Source organism: Burkholderia sp. WSM2232 (assembly GCF_000472545.1).
In the GTDB taxonomy this organism is placed as follows: Bacteria; Pseudomonadota; Gammaproteobacteria; order Burkholderiales; family Burkholderiaceae; genus Paraburkholderia.
The window spans coordinates 535460-552747 of record NZ_KI421432.1; the positions used below are offsets into that span (position 1 = coordinate 535460).

Here is a 17288-nt window from a genome sequence, read left to right on the forward strand (position 1 = left end):
TTGAGCGCCCCTACCAACATGGATCTGCATAGCCCGCTGGCGTGGCCGTTTTTCGAGCCGCGTCACCGGGAACTGGCTGCGGGGATCGACGCATGGTGTCGCGACCATGTTTCGCACACGGCGCATGTCGAGCGCCACGAAGTGGATGACGCCTGCCGTCAACTCGTGCGCGACCTCGGCGCGGCCGGCTGGCTCAAGTATGGCGTGGGCGGCGTCGCCTACGGCGGCCACGGCGACACAATCGACACGCGCGCGGTCTGTCTGCTGCGCGAAACGCTCGCGAAGCATTCAGGTCTCGCGGATTTCGCACTCGCCATGCAAGGGCTCGGCTCCGGTGCGATCTCGCTTGCCGGTACGCATGAACAGAAAGCGCACTACTTGCCGCGCGTAGCAAACGGCACGGCAATTGCCGCGTTTGCGTTGTCCGAACCGGAAGCGGGATCGGACGTCGCGGCCATGTCCCTGACTGCGCGCGCAGACGGCGACGCCTACGTTCTCGACGGCGAAAAGACGTGGATATCCAACGGCGGCATTGCTGACTTCTACGTTGTCTTTGCACGCAGCGGGGAAGCGCCAGGCGCGCGCGGCATCAGCGCGTTCGTTGTAGACGCGGATACGCCGGGGCTCGAGATTGCCGAACGTATCGACGTGATCGCGCCGCATCCGCTGGCACGTCTGCGTTTCGCCGGCGCACGCGTGCCGCGCAGCCGGATGCTCGGCGCGCCCGGCGAAGGCTTCAAGATCGCCATGCGTACGCTCGACATTTTTCGCACATCGGTTGCTGCAGCATCGCTCGGCTTCGCGCGACATGCAATGGCGGAAGCACTCGCACGCGCTGCGTCGCGCAAGATGTTCGGCCAGACGCTCGGCGACTTCCAACTCACGCAAGCCAGGCTCGCACAGATGGCTTTGACCATCGACAGCAGCGCGCTGCTGGTCTATCGCGCGGCATGGCTGCGCGATCAGGGCGAAAGCGTGACGCGCGAAGCGGCCATGGCGAAGTGGCACGCAAGCGAAGGCGCGCAACAGGTGATCGACGCTGCGGTGCAGCTGTATGGCGGCATGGGCGTGCAAAGCGGCGTGGCCGTCGAAATGCTGTATCGCGAGATTCGCGCGCTGCGCATTTACGAAGGCGCCACTGAAGTGCAGCAGTTGATTGTGGGCCGCGATTTGTTGAAGGCGCACGCAGCCGCAAATGCGAGCGTAAGCGCAGGCTCAGGCGCGGGAGCAAACCTCAAATGACCGCCCAGTTCGAAAGGCCCGTACGTATCCGCTTTTCGCATTGCGACCCTGCGGGCATCGTGTTCTTTCCGCAGTATCTGGTCATGACCAACGCGCTCGTTGAAGACTGGTTCAACGAGGGCCTGCACATCGACTATGCGCAGATGATCGGCCAGCGCCGCATCGGCTTGCCGATCGTCAAACTCGACTGCGAGTTTTCGCGGCCGAGCCAGATGGGCGAAACCATCATGCTCACGCTCAACGTTACCGCAATCGGCCGGCGCTCCATCAGCCTCGACATTCTCGGTCATTGCAACTGCGAGGCGCGTTTCCGGGCGAAACAGGTGCTGGTCACGACGTCGCTGGAAAGCGGCCGCTCAATCGAGATTCCCGCCGACATCGCGAGCGCACTCGCGACGTTCGCTCCACAGCCTGAATTCAGCGAGGCGCAACGCTCATGAAAAAAGCTCTTCTTCCTGCCGGCTGGGTCAAGCCGCGCGGTTACGCAAACGGCGTCGCGGCCACCGGCATTCAGGTGTTCATTGCAGGCCAGATAGGCTGGGACGAACAGGCGCAGTTCCAGACCGACGACTTCGCGGCTCAGGCAATTCAGGCGCTGAGCAATGTGCTCGCCGTGCTGCACGAAGCGGGCGGCAAGCCAGAGCACCTGGTGCGCATGACGTGGTACGTCACCGACAAGCGCGAGTACCTGGCGTCGCTGAAAGAGATTGGCCGCGCGTTTCGCGAGTTGATCGGCGACTACGACATTGCAATGAGCGCGGTGCAGGTTGTCGCGTTGATAGAAGACCGAGCCAAAGTGGAGATTGAAGCAACCGCCGTCATTCCGCAGTAAAAACATGCAAGCCCTCGTCAACTGAAGCGCTGGAGCCGGCTCGATACCGGGGAGACCACGATGGAACCGTCAGCACACGTCGATACTTTCGCGCGCGACAATCTTCCGCCGCAGGATCAATGGCCTGTTTTTCTGTTGGACAACCCCGACGTGGCTTATCCGGCACGTTTCAATTGCGCGACCGAACTGCTGGATAGAACGATCGAAGCGGGTCACGGCGAGCGTCCCGCCGTGTGGTCGCTGGTGGATGGTGAGCCGCGCGCCACCACCTACAGCGAACTGCTCGTAATGGTGAATCGCAGCGCGCATGTGCTGGTCGACGAAATGGGTTTGCAGCCGGGCAACCGCGTTCTGCTGCGCGGGCCGAATACGTTGCAGATGGCGGTGGCGGCACTGGCCGCGCTGAAGGTCGGGCTGGTTGTGGTGCCGACCATGCCGTTGCTGCGCGCGAAGGAGTTGAAGCAGATCATTGTGAAGGCGCAAGTGCGCGCCGCGCTTTGCGATGCGCGTTTGACAGAAGAGCTCGCGCGCTGCACCGATTCGCAAGACGAGTTCTACTGCGCCGAGTTGAAGCAGACGCTGGTGTTTCATGACGACGCGGCCGGATCGCTCGATACGCTAGCCATTAACAAGCCCGCTGAATTCACTGCCTGCGATACCGCCGCCGACGACGTCTGCCTGATCGCGTTCACAAGCGGCACGACAGGTGAGCCGAAGGGCTGCATGCATTTTCATCGCGACGTGCTCGCCATGTGCGATCTCTTTCCGCGCCATGTGCTGAAGCCTTCTGCCAGCGACATTTTCTGCGGCACGCCGCCGCTTGCGTTCACTTTCGGGCTGGGCGGCTTGCTGTGCTTTCCTTTGCGTGTCGGCGCGTCCACGGTGTTGATCGAAAAGCTCACGCCGCAGACGCTGCTGGAAACCGTCGAGCGCTTTCACGCGACCGTTATGTTCACCGCGCCGACGTTTTATCGGCAAATGGCGCCGCTCGTTGCGCGTCACGATGTGTCGAGTTTGCGCAAGACCGTATCCGCCGGCGAGGCGTTGCCCGATTCGACCAGGCGTCTGTGGCGCGAGGCAACCGGCATCGACATGATCGATGGCATTGGCGGCACCGAGTTGATCCACATTTTCATTTCGGCAGCCGGCAGTGACATACGTCCCAACGCAATTGGCCGCTCGGTGCCAGGCTACCTCGTGCAAGCCGTGGACGACGCCATGCAGCCGGTTGCGCCCGGCACCATCGGCAAGCTCGCGGTGCGCGGGCCGACCGGTTGCCGCTATCTCGCGGACGAACGGCAAACGAAGTTCGTGCGCGACGGCTGGAACCTGCCGGGAGATTCCGTCTATATCGACAAAGACGGCTACGTCTTTTACCAGGCACGCGCCGACGACATGATCGTCTCCGCGGGCTACAACATTTCCGGTCCCGAAGTGGAAAGCGTGCTGCTGCAACATGAAGCCGTGGCCGAGTGCGGGGTGGTCGGCGCACCGGACGACACACGCGGGCAGATCGTGAAAGCCTTCGTCGTGCTGAACCCCGGCTATGCGCCGGATGACAAACTCGTCGCACAGTTGCAGGAATTCGTGAAGAATACGGTGGCGCCGTACAAGTACCCGCGTGTCGTCGCTTTCGTCGATTCACTGCCGCGCACCGAAACAGGCAAGCTCAAGCGCTTCGAATTGCGTACGATGGCATAGCCTTCTTCCTCGCAAACTTCAGGAGACATACGCATGGCCGGCTCTTTCATGGAAGTGGTCGCCCAGGACGGCGGCCGTTTCAACGCCTACGTTGCACGTCCCGCGCAGGGCTCGGGACCCGGGCTCGTTCTGCTGCAGGAAATTTTCGGCATCAACGACACCATGAAAGCGACGGCCGAACGCTTCGCCGAAGAGGGTTACGTGGTGCTGGTGCCCGATCTGTTCTGGCGGATCAAACCCGGCATAGAACTCGGGTATGGCGAAGCCGACATGAAGCAGGCGCTCGACTATCTGAACCAGTTCAATACAGACCTCGCCATCGACGATATCGCGGCCACCATCGCGGCCTTGCGCGCCATGCCCGAGCAGGTCGGCAAGGTTGGGACGGTTGGTTATTGCCTCGGCGGCAAGCTCGCGTTCCTGAGCGCGGCCCGTACCGATGTGGACTGCGCGGTGAGCTATTACGGCGTGGGACTCGACGCGTATCTGGACGAAGTGCCTGCCGTGCGCTGCCCGATGGTGTTTCATTTCCCCGAAAACGACGCGCTGTGCCCGCCGCAAACCCGCGAGCGAATCAGCGCCGCGCTACGCACGCGTGCTCAAATCGAGCAGTACGTGTACCCCGGTTGCGATCATGCGTTTGCCGCGCCTTCGCGTCCGCAATACGACAAGCCCGCCGCAATGATGGCGTATTCGCGCACGCTTGCCTTGCTGCGCAAGGCGCTCGGCCCGGTCTACGATCTGAATGCGCTGTGGGAGGCGCATTGCTACCACGAGTTCGCCACGCGCGACGTGGAAGCCGTCATGCCCACCATGGTTGCAGAGCCCTACGTCAACCATGTTCCTACGATGACGGGCGGCGTCGGTCATGACAATCTCAAGCGGTTTTACACGCATCACTTCGTCAACTCCAATCCGCCTGACACAAAGCTGATTCCGATTTCGCGGACCATAGGCGCGGATCGTATCGTAGATGAATTCATTTTTAGTTGCACGCATAGCTGCGAAATAGACTGGCTATTGCCAGGCGTCGCGCCGACCGGAAAGTACTTCGAGGTGCCGATGCTTGCCGTGGTGTGCTTTCGCGGCGACAAGCTGTATAACGAGCACATCTATTGGGATCAGGCGAGCGTGCTTGTGCAAGTGGGCCTGCTCAATCCCGAAGGGTTGCCCGTGGCCGGAATTGAAAGCGCGCGAAAGTTGCTTGACGAAAGCCTGCCTTCCAACCAGTTGATGGGCAGCAAGTCGCGCGTGTGAATGCGTTGGGCGTGCGGCTAGAAGCCCGACTCGGGACAATAGCCCTATGATGTGACGTTCCACTGGCCAACGTTTGTCGACCCATGCTGACTGTTCATCATTTGAATAACTCGCGCTCGCAGCGCGTCTTGTGGCTACTCGAAGAGCTCGGCGTTCCTTACGAGATCAAGCGATACGAGCGCGATCCGCAAACCATGCTCGCGCCGCCCGAGTTGCGCGCGGTGCATCCGCTCGGCAAGTCACCCGTCATTACGGACGATGGGCTGACCATTGCCGAGTCGGGCGCGATTATCGAGTATCTGGTCGGCAAGTATGGGCAGGGGCGTTTTGTGCCGGCCGCGGGCACGCCTGAGCGGTTGCGCTATACGTACTGGTTGCATTACGCCGAAGGGTCGGCCATGCCGCCGTTGCTGCTCAAGCTGGTGGCACTGCGCATTGCAAGTGCGCCCATGCCGTTCTTTGCCAAGCCCATTGCACGCAAGATTGCGGCGACGTTGCAGTCGAGTTTTATCGATCCGCAATTGAAGCTGCACTTGGGCTACATCGAGAAAGAGTTGGCTAAAAGCCAGTGGTTTGCCGGCGATGACTTCACTGCCGCGGATGTGCAGATGAGTTTTCCGCTCGAGGCGGCGACAGCGCGCGGTGGGTTGGAGTCGCAACTGCCTGGTGTAAGTGGGTTCTTGCAGCGCATTCATGCGCGGCCTGCGTACGGGCGGGCTTTGGAGAGGGGTGGAGAGTATGGGATTTTGGGTGGGGGGTGATGGCGGCACCTGGTCGGGATTTATAGGCGAAAAGGGCGAGGTCATTGCTCGCCCTCCCTTAGCCGCCTCAACGTACTGATCGTACGGATTTGTGAGCCGTTACAGCTAGTCGATCGAATTGATGGTAACGCTCATGTATTGAGCCCAGAGCCGGTTGACCCAATGCGATGGTGCTAAGCATGGCTTCGCCTACCGGTCCTGCGAACGTATCGTCGATTTTTGATCATTCGCGGGGCTCATACTGTGTGTGCGCAAAGCACTCGCTCTAGTGTTCTTCCCCGCCGCCGCACTTGACTATCCCACCTTCGTTGCTCACGGCCCCCGTAATAGGACTATAAAGCGCGAACCGCTTCGCCGAGGAAGTCACGTCAGGCACAAGAACAGGGTAAGGAACTTGTGATTGATCGCTCAACATCAGCTCTGCCGTGTCGCCCCACCTCGGGAGCGTCGCGCTCAGTTCATCGCTAAAAAGCTTGCCCGTAAGCGCAGCCTTCCAGGTCATGTAGCATTCAACGCAGAGCGGTGGAATGAACTTGGTCGAACCAAAACTGACACCGTTGAAGTTCGCAGGCGGCGAAATTGGATCATTGCCTAGCTCCCAGTTGGTGAGCCATGCATCAATTTCAGCGTCGCTGATGGCCTGCGGAAAGCCTCCGTTCGTTGAAACTATTCCGGTACGTTTCGATACCCTCCCATCGGGCCCGTAGCTATACTGGACTGCCAGGTAGCGCTTCTGTCCGCCGTTGGCAGCGCTTGCTTCCTCGTTGTATTGGAAGGAAGAGACGCGCCCGCGCACGTCGTAGCTGATTCCCGCCTGGCCAGTATTTCCTGCAATCTGCGTAGCCCGGTTCGAGGCGTCGCGATCGAGAGTTCGCATTTCCCAACCTGACACAGCATCGCGTGTCGTGGCGATGTTGCCTCTTATGTCGTACGTATAGCTCCAATCCTCCACCGTCCTACCGTCCTGGGCAATTGTGGCAGACAGCAACCGCCCCGCACCATCATAGCGAGCACCGACCGTCAACTGACTTCCCGTCCCGACGGCTTGTAGTCCCTGCTCTCCCGTCAGATCGGTCGTCTGCCTTTCCGCGTAGCCCGACACATTCCCGGCGGAATCGTAGACAAATGCCCTCACCTTGCCAGGCGTGGCCACGAGATGCGGGCGCAACGAACTGCTATCGCTGTACTCGACCGTTGTTACCGTCTTCTTTCCACCGATGGTTGCAACGGCTTTCGTTGGCCGGTTTTCGCTATCCCACGTGTACTGAACATCGCCGTCTGGCGTCTGCCTCTGCTTGAGATTGCCAACCACATCCCAAGTGCGAGACACCGTGCCTCCCGGCGTTGCGATCGAACGAGGACGCAACGTATCCAGGACATCGAAACTGTATGTGCTCACTCCCGACATATCAGTTAGCGTCGTGCTCCCGCGGCCGTAGCTCAACGTCGTATTGCGCCTCGTGTCGGGATGCGTGACAGTGATCGCACGTCCGCTGTCGTCGTATGTCCACGTTGCAATTCGCGACCCGGATTCATCCTTTATGCCGGTCATCGCGTTGGGAAAGCGCGCATCCTCGTACAGGTATTGATGGACATAACCGTCTGGTTGGGTCACGGATGCGAGATTGCCCGCGGCATCGTACGAATATCGAGTAGTCTGGCCGGACGGACGTACCATGCTGGTTATACGACCGCTACTGTCGTATGTCATGGTGATGGTCATTGACGACTGCGCTGTGTTGTCGATTGGCCATTGGCCGATCGCTTCCACTCGCTGTCTATCGTCATAAGCAAGCTTGCGAATCATGCCTGTCCGCGTGCGCTCGAATTCGAACCTCCCGGTGGTATCCGAGTAGCCTTCCGTGGTGCCAAGCAATTCGTCTTTCAAGTAGAAGTAGCCGTCACCGGGTTTGCTCAAGGACAGTGCTTTACTTCCCGCGACAACCCACGCTCCCCCGCTCCAACTGAACGTCACCGGCTGCTGGTTACCACGATAGGCAACAATATGCGGGACACTTGCCTTTACTGCGGCCAGATCGAGCCGCCGCTGCCAGTTGTTGACCCAGTTTCGGCCCATCATGGTCTGTGCGGCGTCAAATGGCTTTGACAGATACGTGCGTCTAAAGACGAGAGGGGAAACATCGCCGCTAGCAAAGTCGGCCTCAGAGAGCGTGACGATCCCCTTTGCTGGAAACACTGGATCTGCTACTGGACAAGACTCGTCAGGCTGCGGGGGAACCGGCACGCCGCCGCAATAGTCCGCAATCCAACTTGTCGCGTTAGGACAGTTGTAGTAATTCATTGCGTTGTACGGATCGTCGTTGCCATTGGACATGGGCGCGGTGCCTGCCACCTGTACAGCGCAATTCGGCGTTCCAGGAATGCCTAGAGACTTCTGATAAACCTGCATGCACTGCATGTAAGTTGCGGCGTTGGCGTAAGTGCCGCATATCAGCATGCAGAGCACAACGATAAAGCGGACATGTGGGCTCGCTAACGCGTCTTTCCATTTCCACGATTTCATACCTCTCCTTTTGTTGTCAGTTAGTGCCGGAGTCGGCTCGACAACTGTTAAGGAGATTTGAATATCTTCACATCCGACAACTCTTAAAGTTTCGGTCAGCTTTCACTCGGTTAAGCTCGGCACGTAAATTGTCGACGCAGTGCATCAGAAGATGGCCGCGTGGTTGTCGTGATTCGGGGCAAACATAGGAAAGTTGAAGAACCGCGAGCTTGCGCCTCAGTTGCTCTCGGACAGCGATTGGGATATCCAACAAAGTCCACCGCGCCCAGGAACTCGTAGTTGTGACGCAAATCCGGCGAATGCTAGACTGAAAAACCCCTCGCCCTCCACGTTTTTCCAACAGGCTGGTCAACATCGCACCGGGCGGCGGGCCCGTCCGGCATCGCGTTCAATCTGGCAACACCCTCGAAGCCGCCGTTATACAGTCAATCGCGGCACAGGAGCCCTCCCATGACCCATTCCATCCACGGCAATAAACGTTGGCTCGCGCTCATGGTGCTGTGCCTCGGTGTGCTGATGATCGTGCTGGACACGACAATCGTGAACGTCGCATTGCCGTCCATTGCCGCGGACCTCGGCTTTACCGAAACGTCGCTCGTATGGGTGGTCAACGCGTACATGCTGACGTTCGGCGGCTGTCTGCTGCTTGGCGGACGGCTCGGCGATCTGTACGGTCATCGCAGGCTCTTTCTCGGCGGCATTACGCTCTTCACGGTGGCGTCGCTTGCTTGCGGGCTCGCCAACTCGCAGGTGCTGCTGGTGTGCGCGCGTGCCGTGCAGGGTCTTGGCGGCGCGATCGTGTCGGCGGTGTCGCTGTCGCTCATCATGAATCTGTTCACCGAGCCGGGCGAGCGTGCCAAAGCAATGGGCGTGTATGGCTTCGTTTGCGCGGGCGGCGGCAGCATCGGCGTATTGCTTGGTGGATTGCTGACCAATCTGCTCAGCTGGCATTGGATCTTTCTCGTCAATCTCCCTATCGGCATTGCGGTGTATGCACTGTGCGTCGCGCTGCTGCCGTCCGCGCGCGGTCACGCGCACGGCGAGCGGCTCGACGTGGCCGGCGCCGTCTCCGTCACTGTTTCGTTGATGCTCGCCGTGTACGCCGTGGTGAACGGCAACGAAGCCGGGTGGACCTCGGCGCAAACGCTCGGCTTGCTGCTCATTGCACTCGCGTTGCTCGCTGCGTTCCTTCTGATCGAGTCGCGCGTTCAGCATCCGTTGATGCCGCTCGGCCTGTTTCGCCTGCGTAACGTGGCGACCGCGAATGTGGTCGGCGTGCTGTGGGCCGCTGCAATGTTCGCGTGGTTCTTCATTTCCGCGCTGTATTTGCAGCGCGTGCTCGGGTATAGGCCGCTGCAAGTCGGGCTCGCGTTCTTGCCGGCGAACCTCATCATGGGATTCTTTTCGCTAGGGCTGTCCGCGCGCGTGGTGATGCGCTTCGGGCTGCGTATTCCGCTCGCCGTCGGTCTGCTGGTTGCCGCGTGCGGTCTTGCGCTGTTTGCGCGCGCGCCGGTGGGGGGAAGCTTTGTCGTCGACGTGCTGCCCGGCATGATGCTGCTCGGCTTCGGCGCGGGCATTGCGTTCAATCCCGTGTTGCTCGCGGCAATGAGCGACGTCGATCCCGCCGATTCGGGGCTTGCGTCGGGCATTGTCAATACGTCGTTCATGATGGGCGGCGCACTCGGCCTCGCGGTGCTCGCGAGTCTTGCGGCTGCGCGCAGCGGCGACATGCTGGCGACGCAAAACGCGCTCGCCGCGCTCAACAGCGGCTATCACGTGGCGTTCGCGTTCGGCGCGATTTTCGCAGCGGCGGCGGGCCTGATTGGCGGTCTGATGTTGCGCGCGGGGCGGCCCGGCGGTGCGGACGCTGCCGTTCCTGCGGATGCCGACACTGGACACGGCGCGGCCGCCGCCGAACGCCCTCGCTCGTCGGGCAACGCGGCGGCGACGGAAAACCTGTGATCGTCATTCAACGCGCTGGCCCGCCGGCGCCGCGCGGCTGTGTTGCTTGGATGCGCTCGCGGTTGTGACCGCGCGAGCGCCAGCCGTTGCGGCGTGTGCGCAAAATGCGTTGCGTGGGCCGACTGCAAAACCGCAAGCGCGATCAAATGCACGCGTTGGCGTGCGGCTATGCTGGCCTCCTGCTGACATGAGGGCCGCTATGAATCCGGTTAGAAAAGCGCTGTGGTTTGTCGAAAGCCACTTTGCAGAAGAACTCACGCTCGACGACATTGCCAACTGCGCATGCGTGTCGCGCTTTCACCTGGCGCGCGCTTTCGAAGCGGCGACGGGCATGCCGGTCATGCGCTATGTGCGCGGGCGGCGCTTAAGCGAGGCCGCGCGACGGCTCGCGGACGGCGCGCCGGACATACTGACGGTTGCCATCGACGCCGGTTACGGCTCTCACGAAGCATTCACGCGCGCGTTTCGCGAGCAATTCGGACTCACGCCCGAAGCGCTGCGCGCGCGTGGTCATCTCGACAACCCTGTCATCGTGGAGCCGATCAAAATGGACGAAACCCATCTCACGCATCTCGAGCCGCCGCGCTTTGAAGACGGCAGGCCGTTTCTCGTCGCCGGTCTGGGCGAGCGCTATACGTTGGAGGGCGCCGCCGCGATTCCGTCGCAGTGGCAGCGCTTTAACGAGTACTTCGGCAAAGTGCCCGGCCAGGTGGGCAACGTGGCGTATGGCGTCTGCTACAACGCGGACGACGCCGGCAACATGGACTACCTGTGCGGCGTGGAAGTGCGCGACTTCTCGGCCTTGCCCGCCGAACTCAGCCGCTTGCGAATTGCCGCGCAGCGCTATGCGGTGTTTAGCCACCGCGAGCATGTGTCGACGGTGGGGCGCACGTGGAACAGCATCTGGAACACGTGGTTGCCGGCATCGGGCCAGGCCCCCGCCGATGCGCCCAGCTTCGAGCGCTACGACGAGAAGTTCGATCCGCTTAGCGGAATGGGCGGGTTCGAGATCTGGTTGCCTTTGAAGGCGTGATTCTGGTTGAGTCGTGGGCGGGCGGGTTGTCGCGCGTTTTATCGTTCTAGCCCGTTATGCGGCATTGCTGTTGCCCGCCGTTGTCTCTGCGGCTCGGTGTTCGCTCAATATTCGCTCAGTGTTCGACCTGGCGTCGCGCGACGAGCGGACGCGAAGCGAGGTCCACGGTCAACGCCGCGGCGCTTTTCGCGGACGGGCTTTTGCGGCGTTTGCTGTTCGCCGTGGCCTGCGACGCGCCGCCTTTCTGCGATGCCTCCCTCAGCAGGTTCGCCGCGTGGCGCGCGGTGATGCGGCTGTGCGGGACGCCCTTTGCATCCAATGCGATGACCTGGAAAAGCTCGCGGTCGCATTCGAGCTCCTGCTGATATTGCTCTGCGGTTTCGATCAGCAGTTCGAGCAGCTTCTGACGACGCTGACGCTCGTCGCGCGTAATAGCAGGATTCCTACATATTGAGGACGCGAGTGTGATCAGTGTGTCCAGTTGAGTCAGGCTCCGGTCGCAGAGGTCGAACGCGGAGAGGGCGAGCTTTTCGTATTGGAGAGCGTCGACGGGGGGACGTGAGAGCGTTGCTTCGGGCTTGGTTGACTTGCTTGGCTTGGTCATGGCGGTGCGATCTCCCTTGATTTGGTGGGTCGCCCGGGCACGCTTTGGGAAGGGTGAGCGGGCATGTGATGTGGTTGACAGACCGGCGTTCCAACGATCCGGCGAGCCTTGCGGCTCCCTCACCACCGCCCGCCCATTGAAATATAGACGCGCAGAGATAGACGCACGACCCGCATGGGCGGGTGTGCGGTTGGAACGTCAGGCTGTCAAACCTGGTCGCGGGTGTCTCCCGACGACTTGATGATTATAAGGTAGGGGATTGAGGGTGCTGCAAGTGGCTCGGCAGGTGTTTTTTGATTTTGGCTGAAGGGCGTAGGACGGGTGGGAAGGCGGGCTCACTTGAGGACATTGCGCGAACGTCTGTGCTCTCGTTGACTTCCCTCTTTCAAAAATGGCGTCTTCCGGCTGCCCTCGATCAGACAGCGGAAGACGCTTTTCGCGTTCGGCAGATCGGATGGCATGAATTACGTCGATCCCTACGATGAAAATCCTGCGCGTGAATAGATCTGCACGGGTACCGGGCACCTGCCTTTAGCAATTAGAATTCGACGCCTCATTAATCTCTGCTTTTTCCAATCGCGACGCGAGATACGAAACCAAGCTCAGAATATTCAGGCAATCCAGCTCAGAAATCATTTGCGGAACAACGCTCGACATTGGAGCATGATTGATCGGATTTCTAAATCCTTTGAACAGCCCTCGCGTCAAAAATTGCTGACCGTCTTGCATGTTCCTCTTTGATTCTGTGTCCAACTCGGATATTTGTATTTGGGGATATTTCCTGAATTTACCATTCTCGAAAGCAAAGGAAAATACGCTGGCAAGTTCGACACCGTCGATGTCCTTTTTAGATAGCGTGCGGATTTTCTCACCATAAAGCTTTGCGCCTTGATCTGCAGCATGGCCGTACTGCTTATTTTTATAGTAGTCGAAGACACCATCTCTTATGCTTTCGTGCAAATGTCTCCAATGTAGAAGTGGATATTCAGGAACCAACGCATACAATGCTTGTACCACTGGCGCATATGTCTCGGACACCTCTTCGTTCCCGCCCATCTCCTTCACGATCGCCTGCACCGATTGAAGGACATTTTCTGGAAGAGTTTCAAACCACTTTTCAGTATCGATTCCCGTCTGTCTCTTCAGTTCTTTATTTTTTTTGTCCGCACGTTTTCTACGCCAGTCTTGACCGACTCGCGCAATCAATTGCGAGAGATATTTCCTGAACTCGCCCATCTCGGCGTTGTCCCAGTTAATGGACTGCCGATTGGTCGATATAACATCTTCATCCAGAAGGTCGATGAAGTCGGCTTTAATCCAGCCAGTCAAATATTGGTAGAAGTGACTAGATGCGCTGTCGGAGAAATATTCTGGGAGATTAACAAGTTTTCCCCGCGAAAAAATCGCCACACCTCTCAGCCCGGAACTTGGAGGAATCGGCGTCTTCGCAGTAATGAAGCTAAGCTCCAACTTACCATGGTATTTGTCGCCAGTCTTGACGAGATCGCGAGTTTCCCATTTGAATTGTTCTTCAACGTTGTCATATCTCCGATCATTGGAGACTTCTATTTTTTTGCCGTTAGGCCCCTTTAATATGATCCGAAAGTTCTTATCAACGATGAATATTCGAGCAAGACTATCTGCCACCCCATTCAAGTCAAAAGGACTTTTTCTTTTCAGGTCGGTTAGCTGAATAGTCGTGCCGCGTCTATTTTTTGTTTTCTGATCGGTTAAGTCGGCTTGTGGACTATAAACACCTTCCGCCAGCAGCAAGGAGTCCCAATTCAAGGTGAATCGATTCCGGAGCCCGTCCCTTACTGTATCGACGATAACATTTTTTGCCAAACCAAAAAGCGCGAGTTTGCCCAATCCCTTCTTTCCTGTAGGCAGTCGCTTGAACTTGCTTGAAGGCTTGTCGCCATCGTCCTTACGCCGGTTTCGACCGATCACGAGGAATTTTTCTTGGATGTCAGACGATGACATCCCAGTGCCATCGTCGTAGACCGTAATCGCAGTCGGGGCACCGTTCTGCTCAAGGAACTCAACCTCTACTTTGGCCGCATCCGCGTCATATGCGTTGGAGATCAATTCTGCAAGTGCCGGAGGTAGCGTGGAATACATTTTCACGCCCAGATGCTCGATTGTCTTGGGGTCAAACTTCAGTTCATATATGCTCACGTCTCGACTCCCCGCAAATGTGCCTTGAATTGAACGGCTTGACGGCGAATGAATTCCGGTGGCAATGCATTGCCAATCATCAACGCTGCAGCATCTTTCCCCCCGGCCATTGAAAATCTATATTTCGGTGGGAACGTCTGCAAAAGCGCTGCCTCGCGGAGTGTGATCGCCCGATCTTCTTCAGGGTGTAGAAATCGACCTTTCGAAGGATTGGTGCATCCGCCGGTAATCGTTGGCGCAACATCTGCCCATGCCATCCGACCATAGACGTCTCGATAACTGTCAGGCCGCCTGACGTGGCAGTCTAGCCAGTATTTTTTTGGGATGTCGGATCGCGAGCCTCCATTCTTTGGTACAAGGGAGATGATAGTCTGGACCTTCTCGCTTCTCAATTCTCGCAGATCGTGCAACGGATCGCCGCTGCGTCCCGGCGGCATCAATCCAGAAATTGCATCCTTGACTGTTCGCCGCTGCGGCGCAGTTTCTGCTTCCGGAATAACGCCAAATCGAGATGCCTTGACGAGAAGTCGTTTGCGTCGCTGGGGAACCCCGTAGTCCGCAGCATTCTTAATTTGAGCAAACGCATCATCCACGTGATATCCAAGACTCCTGAGCTTTATTTGAAGTTCGTCAATCCTCCAGTCCTTTGCCAGGGCTGGGACGTTTTCCAGCATCACGGTCTTTGGGAGCATTGCTTCGATAAAACGAACGAACTCGAAGATGAGGTCATTACGGTCGTCGTGGATAGAAGCGGCCTTGTTGCGGGTTCTGTGGCTTGAAAACCCCTGACACGGGGGACAGCCTGCTAGGATGTCCAAGGATCCACGCTTAAGTCCCAAGTCGCTCATAACCTGCTCTGGGCACATATCTCGGATGTCACCTTTATACATGCGAGATTTTCTATTGTTCATTCGGTATGTTTCAGCGGCGATGGGGTCTTTTTCGATTCCCGCAAGGACTTGAAACCCCGCCTTCTTCAACCCCACCGTCAAGCCTCCAGCACCACAAAACAGGTCAATTGCAGTGTAGTTGGTTTTGGTCATTTGTAGTTCTAGGCGTCGTGTTAATGTCTAATTGGAAGGAATGTTAGCCAAGAATGTGCTTCTTGGCGAGAGAAGAACTTGACATTCCACCGGGCATCTTTCGATAAAGTTATGACCACGGGCGCTCGCGACGGTCGATACGTTGACCAGAAGCATGGCGCCTGTACGCAGCCTTCCGACATCCCGCAGCCGAACGCGAGCGACGGATCTCACCTAAACGCCACAGCGAATATACGCACGTCCTCACCACCGTCCCGGTCGAAGGCCCGAAAATGTTGAAGGAGGCGGCTAGTTTCCAGTGAAAAAGCGAGGTTCGAAAAGCGGTCATCGCGAGCGCAATCTTCATGGTAGAAATGGGCGTACGTAAATCGTTAAAGACGGCCAACTGCTTTCTTGATGACTGTTCGAACAGGCGCCAAGCCTCTGCGGAAAATCCCAAAGAATCCGTTCCTGCGGAACGCCAGCCGCTTCCTGCTATGCTTATTGCCTACATTTCCCAACGCGCATCGCCCCCCCACCCTTGACCACCCAAATCCGCCCCGCCACCGCCGCCGACGCCCCGCTCATCCTCCACTTCATCACCGAACTCGCGGTGTACGAGAAGGCCGAGCACGAAGTCGTCGCCACCGTCGCAGACATCGAAGCGAGCCTTTTCTCCGCTGCATCCACGGCAACGGCGCTCATCTGCGAAATGAACGGCGAGCCCATCGGCTTTTGCGTCTACTTCTTTTCTTACTCCACGTGGCTCGGCAAAAAAGGCCTGTATCTGGAAGACCTCTACGTGTCGCCCACAGCGCGCGGCAGCGGCGCAGGCAAACAGATGCTGCGCCACCTCGCGGGCATCGCGTGCGAGACCGGCTGCGGCCGCTTCGAATGGAGCGTGCTCGACTGGAATGCGCCCGCCATCGGCTTCTATGAATCCATCGGCGCAAGCGCGCAAAGCGAATGGGTGCGTTACCGGCTCGCCGGCGAAGCGCTCAAGGCATTTGCCGCAGGCGACACCTCGAACGCTTCGCCCGTCGCAAAGAACGTCCCGCCCGCAACGTAATGGCAGGTGCGCAGGTCAGGGTCGTCGCCGAAATGCCAGCGGTTGTTCGAGTACGCGCGGCTGTCCGCGTAAGCGGCCACCACCTCGCCGATAATCAGGTCGTGTCGCTGGCTGTCGTCCGGAATCACCTTGCATTCCATCCACGTAATGCAGCCGGCCAGCATCGGCACGTCGATTTTTTCGGCGGCGAAAGTCTCGAGTTCAAACGCGGAGAACTTGTCGATCTCCAGCCCCGCGTTGGTGCCCACGGCCAGCGTCTGCGCAGCAAACTTGCGGCTCGGCAGCTGCAAGCCGAATACGCCGCTTGCTTCAATCAACTGCCGCGTGAGCGTGCGGCTGTCCACCACCACAACCACCTTCGGCGGGTTGAAGTCGAGCGGCATGGCCCATGAAGCCGCCATCACGTTCGAGCGCCCGCCGTGCGCGCTGGTGATAATCGTCACAGGCCCATGATTGAGTAACTGCGTGGCGCGCGGCAATGCCACGGGTTCCCGGCTAACTTGCATATTCGATTTTTGCCCGAGGGTCTGGTCCTGTCAGGGCGGCCGCCAGCAAGCCGCCGCCCTTCACGCGTCAATGCGGCGCTTTGCCGTTGGGAACGGCGTCCACCGGCTTATGCTGCTCTTCCGCCAAGCTGGGGAAAAACGCATTCCAGGCGGCGCGTACGCCGTTCGCCGCGGTGGCCTCCGCATCGATAGGTTCGTCGGCGTCTTTCGCCTCGGCTGGAGCTTCGGCACCGTCGGCGGCGGCTTTCACTTCTTCTTGCGCTCCGTCCACCCCCGCTTGCGATGGGTCGGCGGACAGCCCGCGCCAGTGCGTGAACTCGTCGTCCGGCTTCTCGGTCCACTCGCCCTCGCCGTATTTCGCAAAGGCCGTGTCCCCGCTTGTCAGTTGCACCTCGTACCAGCCGTCGCGCGCGGGCGAGTGAACGGCCAGTTCAAACCACGGGGTCGGTTCGATTTCCTTCATGTCATCTCCACTCGGATAAATCGTCATAGAAAACCACACCAAAGGGATGCTTCATGCCCGGACTGACAGCCATCCGGCGACGCGCACCACGGCGCGCGGAACATGATGCGGGCGACCCGTCCACATGACGTGTT

Annotated in this window: 15 protein-coding genes; 9 read left to right on the plus strand and 6 right to left on the minus strand. The window is 58.9% G+C overall.

Annotated features, from left to right (window positions below; all coding sequences use genetic code 11):
• From F757_RS0132225 to F757_RS0132250, 6 genes are all read left to right on the plus strand, one after another.
• Positions 1-1242, plus strand: coding sequence for an acyl-CoA dehydrogenase family protein (locus tag F757_RS0132225; RefSeq protein WP_027214951.1), 1242 nt, complete (start codon positions 1-3; stop codon positions 1240-1242).
• The gene (locus F757_RS0132230) at positions 1239-1682 is read left to right on the plus strand and encodes an acyl-CoA thioesterase (protein WP_027214952.1); all 444 of its coding nucleotides are present in this window, start codon (positions 1239-1241) and stop codon (positions 1680-1682) included. The genes F757_RS0132225 and F757_RS0132230 overlap by 4 nt, the downstream gene beginning before the upstream one ends.
• A complete protein-coding gene (locus F757_RS0132235) occupies positions 1679-2074 on the plus strand; it encodes a RidA family protein (RefSeq protein ID WP_013342280.1) in 396 nt (131 codons plus the stop codon). The genes F757_RS0132230 and F757_RS0132235 overlap by 4 nt, the downstream gene beginning before the upstream one ends.
• A gap of 60 nt (positions 2075-2134) precedes the next feature.
• The gene (locus F757_RS0132240) at positions 2135-3775 is read left to right on the plus strand and encodes an AMP-binding protein (RefSeq protein WP_027214953.1); all 1641 of its coding nucleotides are present in this window, start codon (positions 2135-2137) and stop codon (positions 3773-3775) included.
• A gap of 33 nt (positions 3776-3808) precedes the next feature.
• Positions 3809-5032: a dienelactone hydrolase family protein gene (locus F757_RS0132245; RefSeq protein WP_027214954.1), complete on the plus strand. Its 1224-nt coding sequence runs from the start codon at positions 3809-3811 to the stop codon at positions 5030-5032.
• An 83-nt stretch (positions 5033-5115) separates the two neighbouring features.
• The gene (locus F757_RS0132250; protein ID WP_027214955.1) at positions 5116-5793 is read left to right on the plus strand and encodes a glutathione S-transferase; all 678 of its coding nucleotides are present in this window, start codon (positions 5116-5118) and stop codon (positions 5791-5793) included.
• 265 nt (positions 5794-6058) lie between these two features.
• Here F757_RS0132250 and F757_RS34515 read toward each other — a convergent pair whose 3' ends face one another.
• Positions 6059-8317, minus strand: a complete 2259-nt coding sequence (locus F757_RS34515) for a DUF6531 domain-containing protein (protein WP_084531110.1) — start codon at positions 8315-8317, stop codon at positions 6059-6061.
• A gap of 450 nt (positions 8318-8767) precedes the next feature.
• Between F757_RS34515 and F757_RS0132260 the strand changes: the two genes are divergently transcribed.
• Positions 8768-10279: a DHA2 family efflux MFS transporter permease subunit gene (locus tag F757_RS0132260; RefSeq protein WP_027214956.1), complete on the plus strand. Its 1512-nt coding sequence runs from the start codon at positions 8768-8770 to the stop codon at positions 10277-10279.
• 199 nt (positions 10280-10478) lie between these two features.
• On the plus strand, positions 10479-11312 hold the full coding sequence (locus tag F757_RS0132265) for an AraC family transcriptional regulator (RefSeq protein ID WP_027214957.1): 834 nt from the start codon (positions 10479-10481) through the stop codon (positions 11310-11312).
• 115 nt (positions 11313-11427) lie between these two features.
• Here the strand turns inward: F757_RS0132265 and F757_RS0132270 are convergent, their stop codons facing one another.
• The 3 genes from F757_RS0132270 to F757_RS0132280 all read right to left on the minus strand — a co-directional run bounded on the left by F757_RS0132270 (position 11428) and on the right by F757_RS0132280 (position 15137).
• On the minus strand, positions 11428-11916 hold the full coding sequence (locus F757_RS0132270) for a hypothetical protein (RefSeq protein WP_027214958.1): 489 nt from the start codon (positions 11914-11916) through the stop codon (positions 11428-11430).
• A gap of 531 nt (positions 11917-12447) precedes the next feature.
• Entirely contained in the window at positions 12448-14094 is a 1647-nt protein-coding gene (locus tag F757_RS0132275; protein ID WP_027214959.1) for a TIGR02391 family protein, read from the minus strand.
• Positions 14091-15137, minus strand: a complete 1047-nt coding sequence (locus tag F757_RS0132280) for a DNA cytosine methyltransferase (RefSeq protein WP_027214960.1) — start codon at positions 15135-15137, stop codon at positions 14091-14093. The genes F757_RS0132275 and F757_RS0132280 overlap by 4 nt, the downstream gene beginning before the upstream one ends.
• 520 nt (positions 15138-15657) lie before the next feature.
• Between F757_RS0132280 and F757_RS0132285 the strand changes: the two genes are divergently transcribed.
• Positions 15658-16185 carry a GNAT family N-acetyltransferase gene (locus tag F757_RS0132285; protein ID WP_027214961.1) on the plus strand — a complete coding sequence of 176 codons (528 nt, stop codon included), beginning with the start codon at positions 15658-15660 and terminating at the stop codon, positions 16183-16185.
• On the opposite strand, the gene F757_RS0132290 is transcribed toward F757_RS0132285, so the two are convergent.
• Together F757_RS0132290 and F757_RS0132295 are read right to left on the minus strand one after the other, a co-directional pair.
• The gene (locus F757_RS0132290; protein ID WP_027214962.1) at positions 16092-16691 is read right to left on the minus strand and encodes a flavin reductase family protein; all 600 of its coding nucleotides are present in this window, start codon (positions 16689-16691) and stop codon (positions 16092-16094) included. The two genes, F757_RS0132285 and F757_RS0132290, sit on opposite strands and share 94 nt — an antisense overlap.
• Before the next feature lie 67 nt (positions 16692-16758).
• The gene (locus F757_RS0132295; RefSeq protein ID WP_027214963.1) at positions 16759-17154 is read right to left on the minus strand and encodes a hypothetical protein; all 396 of its coding nucleotides are present in this window, start codon (positions 17152-17154) and stop codon (positions 16759-16761) included.
• Between the last annotated feature and the right edge of the window lie 134 nt (positions 17155-17288).